19 protein-coding genes are annotated in these 20,333 nt (G+C 67.7%); 12 read left to right on the top strand and 7 right to left on the bottom strand.

Annotation, left to right across the window (positions count from 1 at the left end; all coding sequences use genetic code 11):
- Positions 1–3: 3 nt before the first annotated feature.
- Positions 4–1,197, top strand: a complete 1,194-nt coding sequence (locus ACFWO8_RS27885; RefSeq protein ID WP_378966637.1) for a cation:proton antiporter — start codon at positions 4–6, stop codon at positions 1,195–1,197.
- 52 nt (positions 1,198–1,249) lie between these two features.
- Here ACFWO8_RS27885 and ACFWO8_RS27880 read toward each other — a convergent pair whose 3' ends face one another.
- Entirely contained in the window at positions 1,250–1,903 is a 654-nt protein-coding gene (locus ACFWO8_RS27880; protein WP_301901138.1) for a response regulator transcription factor, read from the bottom strand.
- The gene (locus ACFWO8_RS27875) at positions 1,900–2,916 is read right to left on the bottom strand and encodes a histidine kinase (RefSeq protein ID WP_378966292.1); all 1,017 of its coding nucleotides are present in this window, start codon (positions 2,914–2,916) and stop codon (positions 1,900–1,902) included. Before ACFWO8_RS27875 ends, ACFWO8_RS27880 begins: the two co-directional genes overlap by 4 nt.
- Positions 2,917–3,092: 176 nt before the next feature.
- Here ACFWO8_RS27875 and ACFWO8_RS27870 point away from each other — a divergent pair, with 176 nt between their 5' ends.
- Genes ACFWO8_RS27870 through ACFWO8_RS27860 form a run of 3 tightly spaced genes read left to right on the top strand, consistent with a single transcriptional unit; the run spans position 3,093 to position 5,154 of the window.
- Positions 3,093–3,368 (top strand): hypothetical protein, encoded by a 276-nt coding sequence (locus ACFWO8_RS27870; RefSeq protein ID WP_378966276.1) that lies wholly within the window; start codon positions 3,093–3,095, stop codon positions 3,366–3,368.
- 29 nt (positions 3,369–3,397) lie between these two features.
- Complete coding sequence (locus tag ACFWO8_RS27865) at positions 3,398–3,856, top strand: CBS domain-containing protein (RefSeq protein ID WP_378966269.1); 459 nt, start codon at positions 3,398–3,400, stop codon at positions 3,854–3,856.
- A 14-nt stretch (positions 3,857–3,870) separates the two neighbouring features.
- Complete coding sequence (locus tag ACFWO8_RS27860) at positions 3,871–5,154, top strand: ArsB/NhaD family transporter (RefSeq protein ID WP_378966262.1); 1,284 nt, start codon at positions 3,871–3,873, stop codon at positions 5,152–5,154.
- Positions 5,155–5,169: 15 nt separating this feature from the next.
- On the opposite strand, the gene hutG is transcribed toward ACFWO8_RS27860, so the two are convergent.
- Both hutG and hutI read right to left on the bottom strand, forming a co-directional pair.
- Positions 5,170–6,087 (bottom strand): formimidoylglutamase, encoded by a 918-nt coding sequence (gene hutG, locus ACFWO8_RS27855; protein ID WP_378966257.1) that lies wholly within the window; start codon positions 6,085–6,087, stop codon positions 5,170–5,172.
- The gene (gene hutI, locus ACFWO8_RS27850) at positions 6,084–7,274 is read right to left on the bottom strand and encodes an imidazolonepropionase (RefSeq protein WP_378966248.1); all 1,191 of its coding nucleotides are present in this window, start codon (positions 7,272–7,274) and stop codon (positions 6,084–6,086) included. Before hutI ends, hutG begins: the two co-directional genes overlap by 4 nt.
- 243 nt (positions 7,275–7,517) lie before the next feature.
- On the opposite strand from hutI, the gene hutH reads away from it, so the two are divergent.
- Positions 7,518–9,077, top strand: a complete 1,560-nt coding sequence (gene hutH / locus ACFWO8_RS27845; protein ID WP_378966234.1) for a histidine ammonia-lyase — start codon at positions 7,518–7,520, stop codon at positions 9,075–9,077.
- A gap of 84 nt (positions 9,078–9,161) precedes the next feature.
- Here the strand turns inward: hutH and helR are convergent, their stop codons facing one another.
- Together helR and hutU are read right to left on the bottom strand one after the other, a co-directional pair.
- Complete coding sequence (helR, locus tag ACFWO8_RS27840; RefSeq protein ID WP_378966226.1) at positions 9,162–11,354, bottom strand: RNA polymerase recycling motor ATPase HelR; 2,193 nt, start codon at positions 11,352–11,354, stop codon at positions 9,162–9,164.
- Positions 11,355–11,495: 141 nt separating this feature from the next.
- The gene (gene hutU / locus ACFWO8_RS27835) at positions 11,496–13,172 is read right to left on the bottom strand and encodes a urocanate hydratase (RefSeq protein WP_378966212.1); all 1,677 of its coding nucleotides are present in this window, start codon (positions 13,170–13,172) and stop codon (positions 11,496–11,498) included.
- Between the two features lie 85 nt (positions 13,173–13,257).
- On the opposite strand from hutU, the gene hutC reads away from it, so the two are divergent.
- A complete protein-coding gene (gene hutC, locus ACFWO8_RS27830; RefSeq protein WP_378966207.1) occupies positions 13,258–14,013 on the top strand; it encodes a histidine utilization repressor in 756 nt (251 codons plus the stop codon).
- Positions 14,014–14,046: 33 nt separating this feature from the next.
- Positions 14,047–14,217: a hypothetical protein gene (locus ACFWO8_RS27825; RefSeq protein WP_378966196.1), complete on the top strand. Its 171-nt coding sequence runs from the start codon at positions 14,047–14,049 to the stop codon at positions 14,215–14,217.
- Between the two features lie 234 nt (positions 14,218–14,451).
- On the opposite strand, the gene ACFWO8_RS27820 is transcribed toward ACFWO8_RS27825, so the two are convergent.
- The gene (locus ACFWO8_RS27820; RefSeq protein WP_378966188.1) at positions 14,452–14,763 is read right to left on the bottom strand and encodes a hypothetical protein; all 312 of its coding nucleotides are present in this window, start codon (positions 14,761–14,763) and stop codon (positions 14,452–14,454) included.
- 48 nt (positions 14,764–14,811) lie between these two features.
- Between ACFWO8_RS27820 and ACFWO8_RS27815 the strand changes: the two genes are divergently transcribed.
- From ACFWO8_RS27815 to ACFWO8_RS27795, 5 genes are all read left to right on the top strand, one after another.
- Entirely contained in the window at positions 14,812–15,408 is a 597-nt protein-coding gene (locus tag ACFWO8_RS27815) for a hypothetical protein (protein ID WP_378966178.1), read from the top strand.
- A gap of 772 nt (positions 15,409–16,180) precedes the next feature.
- Positions 16,181–17,230: a polyprenyl synthetase family protein gene (locus tag ACFWO8_RS27810; protein ID WP_378966172.1), complete on the top strand. Its 1,050-nt coding sequence runs from the start codon at positions 16,181–16,183 to the stop codon at positions 17,228–17,230.
- A complete protein-coding gene (locus ACFWO8_RS27805; protein ID WP_378966161.1) occupies positions 17,227–18,489 on the top strand; it encodes a hypothetical protein in 1,263 nt (420 codons plus the stop codon). The genes ACFWO8_RS27810 and ACFWO8_RS27805 overlap by 4 nt, the downstream gene beginning before the upstream one ends.
- Positions 18,490–18,539: 50 nt before the next feature.
- A complete protein-coding gene (locus ACFWO8_RS27800) occupies positions 18,540–19,535 on the top strand; it encodes a fatty acid desaturase (protein WP_378966158.1) in 996 nt (331 codons plus the stop codon).
- Complete coding sequence (locus ACFWO8_RS27795; protein ID WP_378966151.1) at positions 19,526–20,323, top strand: methyltransferase family protein; 798 nt, start codon at positions 19,526–19,528, stop codon at positions 20,321–20,323. The genes ACFWO8_RS27800 and ACFWO8_RS27795 overlap by 10 nt, the downstream gene beginning before the upstream one ends.
- Positions 20,324–20,333: the final 10 nt, after the last annotated feature.

The raw sequence follows: 20,333 nt of genomic DNA, 5'->3' as shown, positions 1-20,333 counted from the left end.
CAGATCAGTGGAACCGCGCTGGCTTTGATCCAGCTGGGGGCTGTGTTCTTCGGGTTGGGTGTGCTCGGGCGGATCGCGGGACGCATCGGTCTCTCGCCGATCCCGCTCTACCTGCTCGGTGGTTTGGTCTTCGGTACCGGCGGGCTGATCGAGCTGCACGAGGTGGAGGACTTCATCCACATCGCCAGTGAGATCGGCGTCGTGCTGCTGCTGTTGTTGCTCGGGTTGGAATACACCGCCGGTGAATTGGTCACGGGCATGCGTAAATCGTGGCCGGCGGGTCTGCTCGACCTGGTGCTCAACGCGACACCCGGGGTGATCGTGGCGCTGATGCTCGGCCTCGGGCCGACCGGGGCGATCGCGATGGCCGGTGTCACCTACATCTCCTCCTCCGGCATCGTCGCCAAGGTGCTCAACGACCTGGGCCGGCTGGGTAACCGGGAGACGCCGACGATCCTGTCGATCCTGGTGTTCGAGGACCTGGCGATGGCGGTGTATCTGCCGGTGCTCACCGCGGTGCTGGCCGGTGTCGGGTTCGTGGCCGGGATGACCACCGTGGGTATCGCGCTGGTCGCGGTGACCCTGGTGCTCGTCGTCGCGCTGCGGTATGGCAAGTACGTCTCGGCGATCGTGGCCAGTGAGGATCGGGAGATCTTCCTGCTCAAGCTGCTCGGTTCGGCACTGCTGGTGGCGGGCATCGCCTCGGCGGTGCAGGTGTCGGCGGCGGTCGGCGCCTTCCTGCTCGGTATCGCGATCTCGGATTCGACCGCGCACGATGCCACCAAGATCCTCGAACCGCTGCGCGATCTGTTCGCGGCGATGTTCTTCGTGCTGTTCGGTTTGAGCACCGATCCGACGACCATCCCGCCGGTCCTCGGGTGGGCGATCCTGCTGGCCGTGGTCACCACCGCCACCAAGATCGCCACGGGCTGGTGGGCGGCCAAACGTGCGGGGGCGTCACAGCTGGGCCGAGCCCGCGCCGGTACGGCCCTGATCGCGCGCGGCGAGTTCTCGATCGTCATCGCGGGTCTCGCGGTGGCCGCGGGTGCGGTGCCCGACGAATTCGCGGCGCTGGCCACCACCTACGTGCTCCTGATGGCCATCATCGGCCCGATCGGGGCGCGCATCGTGGAACCGGTCATGCGCCTGGTGGCCGGTCGCAAGCAGCGTGTGAAGGTCGACCCGCTCGCCGAATGACGACCCTTGTCGAGGCCCCCGCGATCCTTCGGTCCGGGGGCCTTCGGCGTTCTCACGGTTCGATCAATCCGGCGCGAATGGCGTACCTGGTCAGGTCGAGCCGGTCGCGCAGGCCCAGTTTCTGCAGGATGTTGGCGCGATGCCGGTCGACGGTCTTGGCACTGATCACCAGCTCGGCGGCGATCTCACGCGCTGAGTACCCCTCGGCGATCAGCTTGAGCACTTCCTCCTCGCGCGGGGTGAGGATCGTTTCCGGTAGCGCGGAGCCCTGCCGGGCGAGTTGCAGGTAGTCGCGCACGAGAGCGGTGACCGCGCCCGGGTAGAGGAACGATTCACCGCGCATCGTCGCCCGGCACGCCTCGATGAGGTCGCGATCGGCCACCGACTTCAGCACGTAGCCGGAGGCGCCCGCCTTCAGCGACTCGAAGAAGTACTGCTCGTTGTCGTACATCGACAGCATCAGGATGCGCACCGGATGGTTGTTCCTGGTGATCTCGCGGGCGGCCTGGATGCCGGTCATCCGCGGCATGGCGATGTCGAGGATCACCAGGTCGATGCTGTCGTCGGCGAGGGCGGTCACCGCGTCGAGCCCGTTGGCGGCCTCGGCGACCACGAGCAGGTCCGGTTCGTTGTCCAGGATCATCCGCAATCCGCTGCGCACCAGCGCGTGGTCGTCGGCCAGCAGAATCCGGGTCGGCGCGCTCATGCCGGAACTCCTTCGCGCGCGGTGACCGGGACGATCAGGTCGACTGCGGTGCCTCCCGAGTCCGGGGACGTGATGGTCAGCGTCGCGTCGATCAACATGGCGCGCTCGCGCATTCCGCGGATTCCCGCCCCGTCCTCGACCACGCCGCCGCGACCGTTGTCGGTGACCCGCAGCATCACGGTGTCGGCTCGGGAGGTGATCAGCAAGGTCACCTCGTCGGCGTCGGCGTGCCGCAACACGTTCGTCAGGCTCTCCTGGGCGACCCGGTAGCAGACGAGTTCGATGTCGGGGTCGAGGCGGCTGATCGCCGGGTCGACCTCGCGGCGCACGGAAATACCTGCCGAACGGGTGAATTCGTGGCACAGCGCGGTGATCGCGCTGTGCAGGCCGAGGTCCTCGAGCACATCGGGCCGCAGCCGTGCGGCGATCCCGCGGACCTCGTCGAGACAGCCACGCACCGTCTCCTGCGCGGCCTCTACCTCCTCGCGCAGATCGGTGGGCGCCCGATCGACGACTCGTTTGAGCCGCAACAGTGCCACCGTCAGGCTCTGGCCGATCTCGTCGTGCAGTTCGCGGGCGATGCGCCGCCGCTCGCCCTCCTGCGCGGCCAGCGCGGTACCGCCGGCCACCGAACGTTCGGCTTCGAGCCGGTCGAGCATCGCGTTGAAGGTCTCGATCAGCTGGTGGAAATCCCCGCTGGCGCCGTGATCGAGGCGGACCGCGCGCCGGGGCGGATCGACGCGGCGCATGGAGGCGACCAGCTCGTCGAGCGGAGCCAGCGAGGTGCGCAATGCCACCGCGTTCGCCGTGAGGATCACCGCGAGTCCGATCACCAGCACCGGCACCTCGGTCAGGCGCAGCCGGGCCGACACCGTGGCCGGGGAGAAGGCCAGGATCAGCGTGCCGAGGGTGAAGATCACGCCGTTGAGCAAGCAGATCCGCCAGAACAACGCCGTCACCGGTGTTCGGATTCGCCGCGAGCGTCCTGCTCGCAGCGCTGCGAGACGGTTCATGACACCAGCATGCTGGCGCCCTTGTGTTCTGTCCATGGTGTCCGGCACCCATCCCGCACCCGTTTACCGGCCCAGCCCGGCCCACGAAATGGGTGTCACGGCCGATAGTGCCCGCCACCTGCGCGAACCAGACTCGGATCAGACGCTTTCGACGAGCCGAGGAAGGACCGCCGGCCATGGATATCGACCGGACGACGATCCCGGGAGCAGGTGTGCTGTACAGCTTCCGCACTCGCCACGGCACCCGATTCGCCCTGCTGACGGAATCGACGGGCGCGCGTCGCCTGCTCGCCTACGCCGGTGGCGGCGATGAACCCACGGTCGACATCGAACTGGAGCCCGACGAAGCCGACCAGGTCGCCGAGCTGATGCATTCGCGGCCCTTCGTGGACCGGCTGGCTCGCCTCGAACAACGCCTTGACCTGCTGACCGGACGAAAGGCCCACCCGTGAGCACAGTCGAATCCCCCCGGAGCCATGCCATGCGTGCACGCGATATCGCGATGAACCTGCCGACCGTCCGCACCAGCGACCCCGTCGCCCGCGCGGTCCGGCTGATGGTGGTCAACCGGTTGCCCGGTCTGATCGTCGTCGACGAGATGGACCGGCCGGTGGCGGTCCTGCCGGGAACCCAGGTGCTGCGCCTGGCGATTCCCGCCTCCTATCACGACGACCCCACGCTGGTCCGCACGATCGACGAGGTGCACGCCGACCTGTTCTGGCAGGAACCCGGCAGTCTCACCGTCGGCGACTGTCTGCCCGACGGCGCGAGCAAGCCGGTCACCGTCACCCCCGACGCGACCCTGCTGGAAATCGCGATCCTGATGGCGCGCAAGCACAGTCCGCTCATCGCCGTGGTCGACCGCTCGCGCACATTGCGCGGCGCGATCACCCTGGAACGGTTGCTGACCAGCCTCGCTGTCGTCGGCCCCGGCGACTGAACGCCACACCGCGCATGGCCGCAACTCTTGCCGTCATCATCTTCGTGGTCGCCTTCTTCTTCATCGCCACGGAGAAAGCCGACAAGGTCAAAACCGTCCTGATCGCCGCGGGGGCAATGGCCTTGCTCGGCCTGATTCCTGGCGATGAAGTCTTCTATTCCGCCCACGAGGGCATCGACTGGAATGTCATCTTCCTGTTGCTCGGGATGATGATCATCGTCGGTGTCATCAAGCAGACCGGGTTGTTCGACTACCTGGCGATCTGGTCGGCCAAGCGGTCTCGGGGCAATCCGTACCGCCTGATGGTGATGCTCATGCTGATCACCGCGGTCGCCTCACCGTTCCTCGACAACGTCACCATCATCATGCTGGTGGCACCGGTGACATTGGTGGTGTGCCGCAGGCTCGGTATCGCCGCGCAACCGTTCATCATCGCCGAGGTTCTCGCGTCCAATATCGGTGGTGCCGCCACGCTGATCGGCGACCCGCCCAACATCATCATCGCCAGCCGGGCCGGGTTGAGCTTCAACGACTTCCTCGTGCACATGGCACCGATCGTGGTGATCACCTTCGTGTTGTTCGTCGCGCTGACCCGGGTGTTGTTCCGCTCGGCGCTGCGCACCGATCCCACCTCGGTCGACGCGGTGATGTCGCTGCAGGAACGCCGCGCGATCCGCGATCCGAAACTGCTGGTGCGCTCGATGATCGTGCTGACCGGTGTGGTGATCGGCTTCTGCCTGCACAGCGTGCTGCATGTCGCGCCGTCGGTGATCGCGCTGGTCGGCGCGGGCATCATGGTGCTGGTTTCCGGTCTCGATATCGGCGACATCCTGCAGGAGGTGGAGTGGCCGACGCTGGTGTTCTTCATGGGCTTGTTCGTGATGGTCGCGGGCCTGGTACACACCGGGGTGATCGCCACGATCGGGGACGCCGCGACCGGGTGGGTCGGCGACAACTACTTCCTCGCCGCGACCGCGCTGGTCTTCGGTTCGGCGATCCTGGGCGCGTTCGTCGACAACATCCCCTACACCGCGACCATGGCGCCGGTGGTCGAAGACCTCGTCGCGGGCGCACCGGATCCGGCTACCGGGCAGTCACTGTGGTGGGCATTCGCTTTGGGCGCCGACTTCGGTGGCAACGGCACGGCGGTGGCGGCCAGTGCCAATGTGGTCGCCCTCGGGATCGCCGCCCGCGCGGGGCAGCGGATCACCTTCTGGCAGTTCACGAAGTACGGCATGCTGGTCACGCTGCTCAGCAGTGTCATCGCCTGGATCTACGTCTGGATCCGCTACTTCTGAGTCCCGCGACGGTTCTCATTCGACGTGCCCGGTGACGATGCGATGGATGAGGCGGGCGGCGCTGCGGGCGGTGCGGTTGTCGATGTCGAGGCGGGGGTTGAGTTCGGCGACATCGACAATCGCGAGTTTGCCACTGGCGGTGACGCGGTCGCAGGCGGACTGGATCGTGGCCAACGCAACACCGTATGCCGCGGGGGCACTCACGCCGGGAGCGACGGACGCGGGGAGGACGTCGAGGTCGATGGTCAGATACAGCAGGTCGATCCCGACCAGGAAGTCGTCGACGAAGGTGGCGACCCGGTTCGGCTCGCAGTCGTCGTCGAGCAGATAGCGCACCCCGAAGCTGTCCGCGGTGTCGAACAGGATCCTGGTGTTGCTCGGCTGGCTGATCCCGATCACCGCGTACCGGACGTCGGTGTCGGTCTCGACTATCTGCCGGAACGGGGTGCCGGAGCTGGGCGCGGGATCGGGACGCAGGTCGAAATGCGCGTCGAGATTGAGGATTCCGACGGTGCTGCCCGGAGTGCGGCGGGCAGCACCGGCCAGCCCGAGGTAGGTGCCGTAGGCGACCTCGTGACCGCCGCCGAGCACGACCGGGAACGCGCCGTCGTCCAGTAGTGCGGACACCGTCTCGCCCAGTCGGCGCTGACCGTCCTCCAACCGGTCGTCGGTGACGGCGATCGTGCCCGCGTCGAAGGCTCGCAGTTCCGTGGCGAGCGCCATCGGTGCCAGCGCGCGCCGCAGCGCGTCCGGCCCCTGCGCTGCTCCGAGGCGGCCCTTGTTCCGGCGCACCCCTTCCTCGCAGGCGAAACCGACGAACACGCATGCCCCGGGGTCGTTTCCCGGCTCGTACGGCGTGACGATCTGATGCCAGCGCAGATGCTCGGGCGTCGTGCCGTCCACGCGACCGGTCCAGGCGGAATCGGAACTCACTGCGCCACACCTCGATTCGACACCACGAGCAGGCCGTCACGCCACACCTGACTGACTATGGGAACGCCGGGGCGGTAGGCGAGATGCAGGTGCGACGGGGCGTCCAGCGCGATGGCATCGGCCCGGAAACCGGGGGAGAGGGCACCGATATCGGTGCGCCGCAACGCCTTCGCGCCACCCGCCGTCGCGGCCCAGACCGCTTCATCGGGCGTCATGTGCATCTCCCGGACGGCCAGCGCGATACAGAAGGGCAAGTTCGTCGTGTAGCTGGTGCCCGGATTGCAGTCCGCGCCGAGCGCGACGGTGACCCCCGCGTCCAGCAGCGCCCTGGCATCGGGATAGCTGTTGCGCGTACAGAAGTCGGCGCCGGGCAGCAGCGTGGCCACCGTCTCGCTGTCGGCGAGTGCGGCGATATCGGCACCGTTCACATGCGACACATGATCCACCGACGCGGCACCGAGCTCGACGGCCAGCCGCACGCCCGGTCCCTGATGCAGCTGATTGCCGTGTACCCGCGGCACCAGCCCGTGCGCGATCCCGGCAGTGAGCACGGCATGCGCCTGATCGCGGTCGAAAGCGCCCTGCTCGCAGAACACATCGATCCACCGGGCGTACGGCGCGCACCGCGGAATCATCTCCTCGCACACCATCGTCACGTATTCGTCGGCACGACCGGCATATTCGGGTGGCGGTACATGGGCGGCGAGCAGGGTCACCTCGTCGGTGAAGCGGGCCGCGATCTGTACGCTGCGCAGTTCGTCCGCGACGGTCTGCCCGTAGCCGCTCTTGCATTCGACCGTGGTGCTGCCCGCCCGCAGCGACTCGTCCAGCAGCCCGCGCACGGTCGCCGCGAGCTGCTCGTCGCTGGCGGCCCGGGTCGCCTCGATGGTGGTGCGGATGCCACCCGCCGCGTAGGGGCGACCCGCCATCCGGGCCGCGAACTCCTCGGCGCGATCACCCGCGAAAACCAGGTGCGAATGCGATTCGACGAATCCCGGCAGCACCGCGCGTCCGGCGAGATCGAATCCGGTGTCGGCGGCGGGTGCGTCGGCACTGTCACCGACCCACGCCACCCGCCCGTCGTCGATGACGAGCGCGGCCTCGCGCCGGATCCCCAGCGGGCCGTCGCCCAGCGCCGGGTCGTTGGTGACGAGGGTGCCGATATCGCTCAGCACGGTGGTTGGCACGGGTGAGTCCTCCTAGCTGCGGGTATCGAGCATGGCGGTGCGCGCGGGGTAGATCATGTGCACGGGCGGATTGCTGGTGCGTCGCGCGATCGGTCCTCGGATGTGCCGGTGCGTGTCATTACGGCCTCTTTCTGCGGTGACGCCGTGGAGCGCGGCCGGGCGAATGTGCGCCAGGTCACGTAGGATAGGTATAGACCTGTATAGACAAGAACGTCAAGCGGCGGCAGTGAAGGGAGAAGCATCGTGAGCATCGACTCGGATCGGTCCGTACCGGTCGTCGTCGGCACGGGTCCGGTATCGCCACCGGACGTGGTGCGGGTGGCCAGGGATGGTGCCGAGGTGGTGGTCTCGGATGAGGCTGTTGCCGCCATCGCGGCGAGTCGTGCGCTGATCGAGGCGCTGGCCGCGGATCCGAACCCGGTGTATGGCGTGTCGACCGGGTTCGGTGCGCTCGCCGTCCGGCATATTCCGCAGGAGTCGCGTAAGCAATTGCAGCGCAGTCTGATCCGTTCGCATGCGGCCGGTTCGGGTGCCGAGGTGGAGCGGGAGGTGGTGCGCGCGTTGATGGTGCTGCGCCTGTCTACGCTGGCCACCGGCCGGACCGGCGTGCGCCCGGTGGTCGCGCAGACCTATGCCGCGATGCTGTCGGCGGGCATCACTCCGGTGGTCTACGAGTACGGCAGTCTCGGCTGCTCCGGGGATCTCGCGCCGCTGGCGCATGTCGCGCTGGCCGCGATCGGGGAGGGCACCGTGCGGGATGCGAACGGTGTCCTCGGGCCTGCCGCCGCAGCCATGGCCGTCGCCGGGATCGCCCCCGTCGAACTCGCGGAGAAGGAAGGCCTCGCGCTGATCAACGGCACCGACGGCATGCTCGGCATGCTGGTGCTGGCCTGCCACGACCTGCGCGCCCTGCTGCGGCTGGCCGATGTGACCGCGTCGATGAGCGTGGAGGGTCTGCTCGGCACCGACAAGGTCTTCGCCGCCGACCTGCAGGCGTTGCGCCCGCAACCGGGCCAGGCGATCGCGGCCGCCAATATGGTGCGCCTGCTGGCTGATTCGCCGATCGTCGCCAGTCACGCCACCCCGGACTGCGCTGTCGTGCAAGACGCCTACTCGTTGCGCTGCGCACCCCAGGTCGCCGGCGCGGCCCGCGACACCCTCGACCACGCCGAACGCGTCGCCGCCTACGAATTGGCCAGTGCCGTCGACAATCCCGTCGTCACCCTCGACGGCCGCGTCGAATCCAACGGCAACTTCCACGGCGCCCCCGTCGCCTATGTCCTGGACTTCCTCGCCATCGTGATCGCCGACGTCGCCTCGATGAGCGAACGCCGCACCGATCGCTTCCTCGACAAGGCCCGCAACCACGGCCTGCCCCCGTTCCTGGCCGACGATCCCGGTGTCGACAGCGGCCACATGATCGCCCAGTACACCCAGGCCGCCATCGTCTCCGACCTCACACGGCTGGCCGCGCCTGCCTCGGTCGATTCGATCCCGTCCTCGGCCATGCAGGAAGACCACGTCTCGATGGGCTGGTCCGCCGCCCGCAAACTCCGCCGAGCCCTCGACGGCCTCACCCGAGTCCTGGCCATCGAAGCCCTCACCGCGGCCCGCGGCCTCGACCTGCGCGCACCGCTCGTCCCGGCACCCGCCACCGCGGCCGTGCTCGCGACGCTGCGCGCCGAGGTGCCTGGCCCCGGCCCGGATCGCTACCTTGCCCCCGAGATCGAAGCGGCGGTGCGGTTGGCCGGCTCCGGTGCGCTGCTGGCCGCCGCTGAGGCCGTGACCGGTCCCCTCGGCTGATTGCCGGAGCGTGCTGACCCCGTGCGGGCCGATGCGCATCGCGCCGATCGCCGCGCGGCGACCAGCAGCGCGGACGTGAGATCGCTACGCGTGCAGCTGTTCTGCCGGTTGGACCGCGGTGAGTCCGCGCAGCGACTCCGGCAACGGGCTCTGATGCAGGACGCCGAGACGTTGGGTGGCGCGGGTCAGCGCGACGTAGAGTTCGGCGGCGCCGCGAGGTCCATCGGCGAGAATTCGCTGCGGATCCACGACGAGTACCGCGTCGAACTCGAGGCCCTTGGTCTCCGACGCGGGCACCGTGCCCGGCACGCCCGGCGGACCGATCACAATGCTCGTCCCCTCGCGGCCCGCCTCGTCCCGGACGAATTCCTCGATCGCAGCGGGCAGTTCGTCGGCAGTGAGCAGACGGGACCAGGGTGCGACACCGCAGGAGCGGACCGAATCCGGGGGCCGCACATCCGGCGCGAACTCGGCGAGCACGTCGGCGGCCACGGCCATGATCTCCGCGGGGGTGCGGTAGTTCACCGTGAGGGAACGGTAGATCCAGCGGCCGGGGACGTAGGGCTCCATCATCGTGGCCCATGAGGTCGCGCCCGCCGCGGACCGCCGCTGCGCGAGATCGCCCACGATGGTGAACGAGCGGCTCGGGCAGCGGCGCATCAGCACCCGCCAGTCCAGCTCCGACAGTTCCTGGGCTTCGTCGACCACCACGTGCCCGTAGGTCCAATCGCGGTCCGCCGCAGCACGTTCGGCGAGTTCGCGGGTGTCGCGCTCGAGGAAGCGTTCGGCCAGGTCTTCGCCGTAGAGCATGTCCTGGGCCAGCAGATGGTCCTCGTCGTCCATCAGGTCTTCGCGGCTGATCAGGGTGTCGAGCACACCCGCCGCGTACTCGGCCTCGGCCTTGCGTTCTCGCTCGGCGGAGTCGTCGGCGGCCTTGTCGCGGCCGAGCAGGTCGGCCAGTTCATCGAGCAGCGGCACGTCCGACACCGTCCACGCACCACCGTCGGCCCGCCACAGCGCCTCGTCCGCGCCCGCCGCCCGCAGCCGATCGTGGGACGAATACAGCTGGGACAGCAGGGTTTCCGGCTGCAGAATCGGCCAGCACTGATCCAGCGCCGCGGTGAACTCGGCATTGCCGGCGAGCTCGCCGACCAGGTCGGCGCGCAGTTGTTCCCACGCCTCGGTGTCGTCACGAGTCAGCCAGCCCTCACCGATCCGGGCGATCGCGCGTTCGGTGAGGACATAGGTGATGATCTCGGCGAACACCGCGCGTGCCTCGTTGTGCGGCCGGCCGCTCTCCCGCGCCTCCTGCCTGGCCCACTCCGCGGTCGCGGCGTCGATCCGTACCGTCACGTCGGTCAGCGCGATCGCCAGGGGCTCCTCGGGCAGTCGCTGTCGATCCGCGATCGTCGCTGCCAGGACATCCAGGATCCGCAGCGAGCCCTTGAGCCGGGCTGCCGCGGGGGCGTCCTCCGCGGTCGCGTGCAGCCCGGGGACGAGATCGGCGGTGGTGGCGAACACGACATTGGTCTCGCCGAGCGAGGGCAGCACATGGGCGATGTGATCGAGGAAGGCCGGGTTGGGGCCGACCACGAGCACGCCCTGCCGCTCCATCCGCCTGCGCTGGGTGTAGAGCAGGTACGCGACGCGGTGCAGCGCCACCACGGTCTTCCCGGTGCCCGGACCGCCCTCGATCACGGTCACGCCGGGGTGCTCCAGACGGATGATCTCGTCCTGTTCGGCCTGGATCGTCGCGACGATGTCACGCATCCCGTCCCCGCGTGGCGCGTCGACCGCGGCGAGCAGCGCGGCGTCGGTCCCACCTTCGCTGCCGTCCGGGCGGCCGAGCACCTCGTCGGTGAAATCGACCACCTGACGTCCCCGGGTATGGAACTGGCGACGCCTGCGCATGCCCTCCGGGTTGGCCGCGGTGGCGACATAGAACGCGCGCGCCGCGGGTGCCCGCCAGTCCAGGAGCAGCTGTTCCAAGTCGTTCGACTCGTCGAACAACCCGATCCGGCCGATATAGGACCGCTCGCCCGACGCCGCGTCGAGCCGGCCGAAACACAGTCCGTTGTCGGCCACGTCGAGGCGCTGTACCTCTTTGCCCAGCGCCCGCACCTCGTTGTCGCGCTCCATCGGGGAGTCGCCCTTGGAGCGCAGGGCCGCGCCGTAGCGGCCCTTCACCCGTGCCCGCTCGGCATCGAGCCGCGCGTACAACCCGGCGACATAGCCTTGCTCGGACCGGCGTTCCTCTTCGTACCCGTGCGCTGACATAGGCCCCTAACTGTACTTTTCCGCTACGACCGGATGATTGTGCAGCACCAACGGGGCCTTGCCGCAAGTCCCCACATGCGCTATATATTGAAAGTGGAAAGAGCCCCGGCTATGCCGGGGCTCTCGTCATTTCCGGGCCGGTCAGCCTTCTCGCATCGGAATGCGCACCCCACGCTCGCGCGCCACCTCGGCCGCGTGTTCGTAACCCGCGTCGACGTGGCGCATCACACCGGTGCCCGGGTCGTTGGTCAGTACACGCTCCAGCTTCTGGGCGGCCAGCTCGGTGCCGTCGGCGATACACACCTGACCCGCGTGGATCGAACGTCCCATCCCGACCCCGCCACCGTGATGGATCGACACCCAGCTCGCCCCGGACGCGGTGTTGAGCAGTGCGTTGAGCAGGGGCCAGTCCGCGACCGCGTCGGAACCGTCGGCCATTGACTCGGTTTCGCGGTAGGGGGAGGCCACCGAGCCTGCGTCGAGGTGGTCGCGGCCGATGGCCAGGGGAGCGCACAGCTCGCCCGAGGCCACCATCTCGTTGAATTTCAGGCCGGCGCGGTGGCGTTCGCCGTAGCCGAGCCAGCAGATCCGGGCCGGCAGACCCTCGAACTTCACCTTCTCGCCCGCCAGGGTGATCCAGCGGCGCAGGTGCTCGTTGCCGGGGAACAGTTCCAGGATCGCGCGGTCGGTGGCGGCGATATCGGCCGGGTCGCCCGAGAGCGCGGCCCAGCGGAACGGACCGAGGCCCTCTTCGAAGAGCGGGCGGATGTAGGCGGGAACGAAACCGGGAAACGCGAAAGCCCGGTCGTAGCCGCCCTTTCGGGCCTCGTCGCGAATCGAGTTCCCGTAGTCGAACACCTCGGCCCCGGCGTCCATGAATCCGACCATCGCCGCGACATGGGCGGCCATCGACGCCTGCGCCTCGGTGGTGAACCAGGCCGGGTCCTTCTCGGCGAGGGTGTGCCAGTCTTCGAGTGCGACCCCGATCGGCAAGTAGCACAACGGATCATGGGCGGAGGTCTGGTCGGTGACGATATCCATCGGCGCGCCCATGGCCAGCAGCTCGGGGAACACCTCGGCGGCATTGCCGACCAGGCCGACCGAGAGCGGCTTGCGCTCGTCCCGCGCGGTGATGGCGAGATCCAGTGCCTCCCGCAAGGTTTCGGCCTTCGTGTCGAGGTAGCCGTGAGCGATCCGCCGATCGATCCGCGCGGGATCGCAGTCCACGCACAATGCGACACCGTTGTTCATCGTCACCGCGAGTGGCTGCGCACCGCCCATCCCGCCGACGCCCGCCGTGAGCGTGATCGTGCCGGCGAGGGAACCACCGAACCGCTTGCGCGCCACCGCGCCGAAGGTCTCATAGGTGCCCTGCAGGATGCCCTGGCTGCCGATGTAGATCCACGACCCGGCCGTCATCTGCCCGTACATCATCAGCCCCAGCTGCTCCAGCTTGCGGAACTCTTCCCAATTGGCCCAGTCGCCGACGAGATTCGAATTCGCCAGCAGCACTCGCGGTGCCCACTCGTTGGTGCGGAACACTCCGACCGGCTTGCCCGACTGCACCAGCAAGGTCTCATCCGCGGCGAGGGTCCGCAGCGTTCGCACGATCGCGTCGAACGCTGCCCAACTGCGCACCGCCCGCCCGGTGCCGCCGTAGACGACCAGGTCATCGGGGCGTTCGGCGACCTCGGGGTCGAGGTTGTTCATCAGCATCCGCAGCGCGCCCTCCTGCTGCCAGCCGAGAGTCCGCAGCTCGGTGCCGCGTGGAGCGGACACGGGACGTGGGCCGGAGACAGGCTGTGTCACGTCGTTCATGCAGCCAGTATAGTCCTGTATATACAAGCGATACCGAGATTCGGGCGCGACGTATTCGCTGGGCGAGGCAAGGAGATATTCGGTGGTGGCGATCGAGGTAATCGATGCGGAGCTCGCCGCGTTGTACGGCGAGCTCGGCAACGAATTCGCGGCGTATGAGCGGGTGAAGCAGCTGATCATGGCGCAGATCAAGTCGCGACGGTGGAACGCGGGGGAGCAGATCCCGTCGGAGAACCAGTTCGTCGCCGCCCTCGGCCTGTCCCGGATGACGATCAATCGCGCACTGCGTGACCTCACCGCCGACGGTGCGCTCACCCGGGTGATGGGCGTCGGCACGTTCGTCGCGGCGAGCAAGGCCACCTCGCCGCTGTTCGAGGTCCGCAATATCGCCGACGAGATCACCGGGCGCGGACACCGGCATCGCACCGAAGTGGTGTTCGTGCGCTCGGAGGTGCCGGGCGAGGAGGAACTCGCCAGTGCGATGGGCGGCAAGGTATTCCACTCCCTGCTGGTGCACTTCGAGGACGGTGTGCCGATCCAGCTCGAGGACCGCTACGTCAATCCGGCGCAGGCACCCGACTACCTGACCCAGGACTTCACCGCCGTCACCCCGAACAGCTACCTCAGCGAGGTCGCGCCGCTGCTGCGCGGCGAGCATGTCGTCGAGGCGGTGCGGGCGGCTCGCGAGGAGTGCGCGCTGCTCGGCATCGACGCCGACGAGCCGTGCCTGCTGATCCGGCGCCGCACCTGGTCGTCGGGTGGGCTGGTCAGCGTGGCACGGCTCGTGCATCCCGGTTCGCGAAATCGTTTGGAGGGCAGCTTCGGTAGCGAACCGAGCTGATTTCGCGTCGAGTGTCGGTGGCTCGCAGCAACAGTGCGCCGTCGACTCGAAATCGCCGTAGCCGCGGGACAATTGCGCGATGGCAATCCGATCAGGGAGATAGTCGAACTGATCCGTGCGCCGTTGCATTACCGGCTACTTGTCGGCGGCAATGATCTCGCCGAAACGTCAGCCGTTGTCGAGTTCATTCACGATGGCCTGTGACCCGCACAATGAGAACGATAGGCGAGTGCGGCCGACCCCTGAAATTGTTATCCGATCTAAATGGAATCCAGGCATAGCAAATTCATAGCTACCCAAAAAATAGTGTCTGAACTGGGTATACGTCTGATAGGTGGATCGAGTTCAGTTTCGGGTTATCACTGTTTCGTGACGAAGTACGCGCTATGCCGGATCGGGGCTGTACGTTTGGGGCTCGAGAGTTTCGCTGGGTTCCATTCAGGTAACGGAGAGGGCGGAAATGGCTACAGTCACGCAGCCGTCGGGGCCGCACACCATGATCTCCCGACGTAGTTTCTCCGCAGCGAAACCGGCGATGGCTCCGGCGAGTCTGGTGACTCTCGGGTTGATCTTGCTGATCCCCGTGTTCATCACGGCGGGGCCGATCTTCGCGTTGGCGTTGATCGCGCGAAATAACGGTGTCGGGTGGTCCGGCGGGGTGGTTTTCGGGGCGATCGCGGCCTGCGTCGTGATGTCGGTGCTCGCCTCGGCGTGGGCATTCCGCCTGGCATGGCGGCGCGGCTGCGCCACCACGCAGCACCCGTTCGGTTCTTCTCGCTTGCGGTAGGAGGTCGACCAATGCAGACGCACCGACACCCGGCGGCGCCGCTCATCGAACCGCCCGCGGCCACCGCTGCCGACGAATGCCGCCGCCTGCGGATCGTCGCCCGGATCGAGTCGCCCCACCTGTGGGACTCGACCGCCGCCCGCTTGCTCGACTGCGCGCGTCGGCGCTGGCAGGGCAGACGTGATATCGCCGATCACCCGGCGTTGCGCCGCTGGTCGCAGATCCAGGACTCCCAGCAGCGGCCCGAGCAGCCCTGCCTGCGCACGCTTTTCGCTGCCTTCGCCTCGGGTTCGCTGGTCGGCGGAGATCCCTGCGCCGACCTGGCCGCCGCCGTCATGCTCCTGTCGAGCTGCCCGGCCGACGCGGTCCAGCAGGCCGACCCGCTCAACGACCAACGCACGGTGCGCTTCTCGGTGTACGCCTACCGCGAAGACGACCTCCCACTGGCCGAAGACTTGATCACCACCACCATCCACGCCTGCGGCACCTTGCTAGCCCGCCGCTGCACGATCATGCACCCGCCGACCCGTTCCTCGGCTCCACTCGTCGACCACCCGACCCCGGACCTACTGGTCCTCGGCAGCCTCGGCAGCACCGCCGCCCGCTGACCCCTCCGGTCAGCGCGGCGCGAGCGGGGGGATGCCCGATTCTATGCGCGGTCGACGACGGACTGCCGCGATTTCGCACCTTTTCACTTCGCACTGCTGTGCCGCGATGTGTTGCTAGCGAAACTAACAGTGCTGCAACATATTTGAACGCCAGACCGAACGCGATATCGGATCGTCGTGGGACCTCCGGGTCGGTTCCCGATCGCGCCTCGGCTCGCGAGAAGGCGCTCCGGATTGTATGGTTCTGACGGAGCTGCACCGTCACCGAAGCTGTTGGCGATCTGGCAGACCATGTCACTCTGGTCCTGATCCCGTGTGTGCCAACAACATTGACGTGGTGTGGTCGCTGCGCGACCGCGTGCCTGTCGACCCCGCGCATCGTCGGACGACCCTGAGGTCGTTTCCCGGCGATCTATGAGTTCATGCCCAGATGTCCCGCGATGACGCGGAAGCCGTTGTGGTGCAGGTGATTACGCCGCGCAATGGAATCGGAATCCTGTCCGCAGCCACTGTGTTCCCCGCTCACAAACTCCGTAAACCGTTGTGATACAGCACAATTGCGCGACCAAAACTTGGAACATGTTGGAATGCTTGACATCTCGAGCTTCCTACAGAAAACTACCCGTCGGTAGCCAGCGAACGGGACGCTCGACCCCGTCGGCTGCGAGAGGTGACTCCCTACGACTGCCCCGCCGGAATCTCCGTCAACCCGTGTCCGGCCGTCGCCGGTGACCCTCTCCGCATCGTGACCACACCAAAGGAGCTCAGCGCTATGGATAATCCCGCGCTACCCGCAGCACAGCACTCGGGTGACCAGCACTCGGGCGACCGAGTGGTGGTCATGCCCAGACCGGCCGGACCGGTCGAACAACTGGCGCTGGTCACCGAACGGCTGCGGGAACTGCTCATCACCGGTGAAGACTTCGACGCGATCTACACCCACATCCTGGCCGCTCCCGGCAAACGCGTGCGGGCACGGCTCGTCCTGGCCTGCGCCGGCCTGCTCCCCGATGCCGCCGACACCGCGGTCCCGCTGCCCGACGCCGTCGACCTGGCCTGTGCGATGGAGATGCTGCACGAATCATCGCTGGTCCACGACGACATCTGTGACGGCTCACTGCTACGCCGCGACGCACCGTCGGTGCCCGCCGCGTTCGGCGTGCGCACCAGCGCCCGCGCCGGGTTTCACCTGGCAGGCGCCTCGATGCAGGTGGTCGCCCGGGTGCTGACCGACAATCCCGAGATCTTCGCGCGGGTCGGTGAGGCACCCGGCATCACCTACGCGGATCGGCTCTCCGACCTGTCCTACGGTCAGCTCATCGAGACACTGCCACCCTCGATCGACGAGGTGGCGCTGCGCCGCCACTACGAACTCGTGGCCGGGGCCAAGACCGGCACCCTGTTCCGCCTGTCGTGTGCCTACGGCGGCACCGCGGGCGGCGTCGATCTCGATCGGCTCTACGCCCTGATGGAGTACGCCGACCAGCTCGCGCTCGCCTTCCAGATCATGGACGACGTGCGCGACATCGAAGGCGGCCCCGGCCTCGGCAAGGACGCGGGCGGTGACCTCGAACGCCGTGTGCCGACCTGGCCGGTCATCGAATGGCTCGGTGCGCGCCCCGGCGCCCGTGAAATGTGGCTCGACGCGGAGATTTCCAGCGCGACACTGCAAGCAGACCTGGTCGACAGCGGCGCGACCAAAGCCGCCCGCCTGGTCGCGATGGACGCCACCGAGAAGGCCACCCGCGCCCTGGATGTCTTCCCACCTTCCCTCGCGCGCGACGACCTGCGCGAACTCCTCCAGCAGGTGATATCCCGATGAGCACAGCACGACTTCCCCTCCTGATCCGCGGACTGCGCAACCTGCGCCGCGCACCGGATCTGGCCGCGCTGCGGGCCGCGCGCTCGCCGCGGGAACTGGCCGCGCTCGCCCTGATCCCCGCGGGCCGCAACCTGGGTATCGCCGTCGGCCTGCTGCCCGCGACCTTGCGCGCCGAAGCCACGGCCGCGTTGCTCGCCTGTCGCGTGCTCGACGCATTCGAAGATCTCAGTGATCGCGCGGTAGCGAGCAGTGCGGTGCTGGCGGCAGTGGACTACCTCAACGGCACCAGCGACACCCTCCCGCCGCCGCTGCCCGCGCTCGAGGGCAAGATCCGCGACAGCGAAGCGGTCGACCGGGTGCTCGCCGAGCGCATCGCCGACATCAGGGCACTGCTCACGGCGTTGTCCGCACAGGGCCGCGAGCGCGTCGGCCACGTGCTCACCGATGTCGGCCGGGTCATGGCCCGCAATATCGACGCGCCACTGACCCGCGTCGCCTACAGCGAGGGCGTGCTCGGCCGGATCACCCACTACGCGTGCGCCCTGGTCGCCGAAGATGTTCTGCCCGAAGCGGATCTGCGCGAACTGACCGCCTGTGTCGCCGTGATCGCCCAATCGGCCAACGACCTGCGCGACAACGAACTCGCGATCTACGGCGCCGCCGACCGTGAGGAACTCACGCGCATGGTGATGCTGCGCCAGCTCACCCCCGCGCTCGGCGGCTTCGCGCTGCTGGCCAAACTCGGCCCCGGCACGCCGAGCCTGGGCGCGCGGGCGGCGATGGCGTACATGACGATCACGACCTCGGCGTTCCTGTGTGGTGCCGTCGACGCGCCCGCGCCCTTCCGGCGCCCGGTCGCCGCGGCCACGCTGGCCGCCGCCTCGCCGGCCTACTGGACCAAGATGCTCGAGCGTGTGCGCCGTAGTGGCGATGCCGCGATCCATCAAATGCTCGACGCCTCACCGGATTTCACCACCGGCTCGGCCTCGGCGTCGCAGGTGCTCGCTGCGGGCGATCTCGCCTCGACGGAGACCTCGCTGATGCCGCTGATCGTCGACACCACCTTCGCGCTGGTGCACACGCTGCCCGAAGGCCGCTTGACCGGCGAACTCTCCGATTCGGCGATCCGCACCATGATGATCGCCGATCACCTGGCCTTCGGTGCCATGGAACGGGTGCCGAGCCACGAACCCGACGCGATCCGGGCCTTGGCCACACGGCTGCAGCTCGCCGCTCTCGACAACAGCAGCCACCAGTAGTCGGGGAACACCTCCTCGATGATCGTCACTACTAGCGAAGGAGCTCTCCCATGAGCACCGGAACGCCCGTCGCGCCCACAGAGAAACCGCCGTTCAGTCGGCGCGTGTTCAAACTCGAGCACGCATCCAATGTCGGCCCGCTGCTCCACATCGTGTTGTGGATCGGCATGACCTCGGCCGCGCTGTTCGTGCCGGGCACCTCGACCTGGTACCTCGCGGTGCCGCTGATCATCGTGCTCTCGCTGCTCAACCTCTCGCTGACCATCGGCGTGATGCACATGCACACCCATCGCCCGCTGTTCGTGTCCAAGCTGCCCAACCGTGTCGTCGACATCCTGTGCTGCCTGCCCGGCAACCTGACCGCGGCCGAGATGCGCGAGGTGCACGTCCTCAACCATCACCGGTTCAACGACGGCCCGGGTGACGTCACCGCGACCACCGGCATGGACAAGGGCATCGGTGCCCTCTGGTACTGGGTCCGCTACGGCATGGTCGTCAAGATCCACACGGTGCGCACGGTTTTCGCCGCGAACCCGGCGCCGCGCCGCCGCAAGACGCGCCACCAGTTCATCTTCGACCTGGCCGTGTACGCGGTCGTGATCGGCTCGGTCTGGTACGTCGCCGGCTTCGAGAAGTTCGTGCTCTTCTACTGGGTCCCGTTCCTGATCACCCAGGTCAACGCCGGCTACTTCGCCTGGCTGAGCCACGCCCCCGCACGCGGGTTCACCGATGAGCCGAGTACCTCGCTGAACAACGCGGGCAACATCCTCAACTTCTTGATCTTCAACCAGGGCTACCACAGCGTGCACCACCGCTACCCCGGCATCCACTGGAGCCAGATCCCCGACAAGCTCGACTACATGCGCGACGTGAACCCCGGCGTCATCGTGCCGTATTGGATGGTGGCGCAGTCGGGTTGGCGGCTGGTCGTGCCCGGCGGCTTCCTCAACGAGGGTTACGGCAACAAGTGGAAGGCGCGTCTGGAGACGCGTTTGGCAGCGGGCACCGTTCGTTCGCGTTTCCTGCCGTGGTTCGCATGGATCTGATGACACCCCAGCAGGTTCGGGGTGTGGTGAAAACCCCCTCGCGGCTCGTCCCGTTCCTGTTCTCCTTCGCCGTCTACGGTTTCGCGGGCATCACGGTGCCGCTGATGCTGCTGTTCGCGGGCGGCTGGTGGTTGCCCAAGACCGTCGACAAGGGACCGCACCTGTCCGCGGTCCCCGCGATCGCGATCGACCTCGTGCTGCTCGCGCTGTTCGCGCTGCAGCACTCGGGGATGGCCCGGCCCTCGTTCAAGGCATTCATCACCCGCTGGGTGCCCGAGGCACTCGAGCGGACCGTCTACATCATCGGCGTGTGCCTGGTGATGTGGGTGATCATGCTGGCGTGGCAGCCGGTGCCGCACGTGCTGTGGTCGGCCGACGGTGCGCTCGGAGTGATACTCGACACCGGGTTCTGGATCGGCTTCGTGCTGGTCTACGCGGCTACCTTGCTGCTGAACCACTTCCACCTGCTCGGCATCAGTCAGGCCTACCGCCAGTACGTGATCCAGGTACCGGACGCGACGGTCGACCGTCTGCAGGTCAACGGCGTCTACAAGCTGGTTCGTCATCCGTTGATGACCGGCCTGCTGGTGTCGTTCTGGTTCGCGAGCGAGTTCACCGTCGGGCATGTGGTGTGGGCGCTCGGGCTGACCGGGTACATCCTGCTCGGAACCTACCTGGAGGAGCGCGATCTCATCGCTCGGTTCGGTGCGTCCTATCGCGCCTATGCTGCGCAGGTGCCCGCGTTCTTCCCGTCCGTGCGGGCCATTTTCGGTCGATCGACTCGGTAACCGGTACGGC

This window comes from Nocardia sp. NPDC058480 (assembly GCF_042720495.1).
In the GTDB taxonomy this organism is placed as follows: Bacteria; Actinomycetota; Actinomycetes; order Mycobacteriales; family Mycobacteriaceae; genus Nocardia.
Note: the sequence above shows the minus strand (reverse complement) of the source record. Positions and strands in the feature narration are given on the sequence as shown.

Coding starts and splice junctions, on each gene's coding strand:
- ACFWO8_RS27870 (WP_378966276.1), top strand. CDS start 3,093: ATGGATATCGACCGGACGACGATCCCGGGAGCAGGTGTGCTGTACAGC.
- hutU (WP_378966212.1), bottom strand. CDS start 13,172: ATGAACGACGTGACACAGCCTGTCTCCGGCCCACGTCCCGTGTCCGCT.
- ACFWO8_RS27815 (WP_378966178.1), top strand. CDS start 14,812: ATGCAGACGCACCGACACCCGGCGGCGCCGCTCATCGAACCGCCCGCG.
- ACFWO8_RS27865 (WP_378966269.1), top strand. CDS start 3,398: ATGCGTGCACGCGATATCGCGATGAACCTGCCGACCGTCCGCACCAGC.
- ACFWO8_RS27805 (WP_378966161.1), top strand. CDS start 17,227: ATGAGCACAGCACGACTTCCCCTCCTGATCCGCGGACTGCGCAACCTG.
- ACFWO8_RS27880 (WP_301901138.1), bottom strand. CDS start 1,903: ATGAGCGCGCCGACCCGGATTCTGCTGGCCGACGACCACGCGCTGGTG.
- helR (WP_378966226.1), bottom strand. CDS start 11,354: ATGTCAGCGCACGGGTACGAAGAGGAACGCCGGTCCGAGCAAGGCTAT.
- ACFWO8_RS27810 (WP_378966172.1), top strand. CDS start 16,181: ATGGATAATCCCGCGCTACCCGCAGCACAGCACTCGGGTGACCAGCAC.
- ACFWO8_RS27795 (WP_378966151.1), top strand. CDS start 19,526: ATGGATCTGATGACACCCCAGCAGGTTCGGGGTGTGGTGAAAACCCCC.
- ACFWO8_RS27800 (WP_378966158.1), top strand. CDS start 18,540: ATGAGCACCGGAACGCCCGTCGCGCCCACAGAGAAACCGCCGTTCAGT.
- ACFWO8_RS27875 (WP_378966292.1), bottom strand. CDS start 2,916: ATGAACCGTCTCGCAGCGCTGCGAGCAGGACGCTCGCGGCGAATCCGA.
- ACFWO8_RS27860 (WP_378966262.1), top strand. CDS start 3,871: ATGGCCGCAACTCTTGCCGTCATCATCTTCGTGGTCGCCTTCTTCTTC.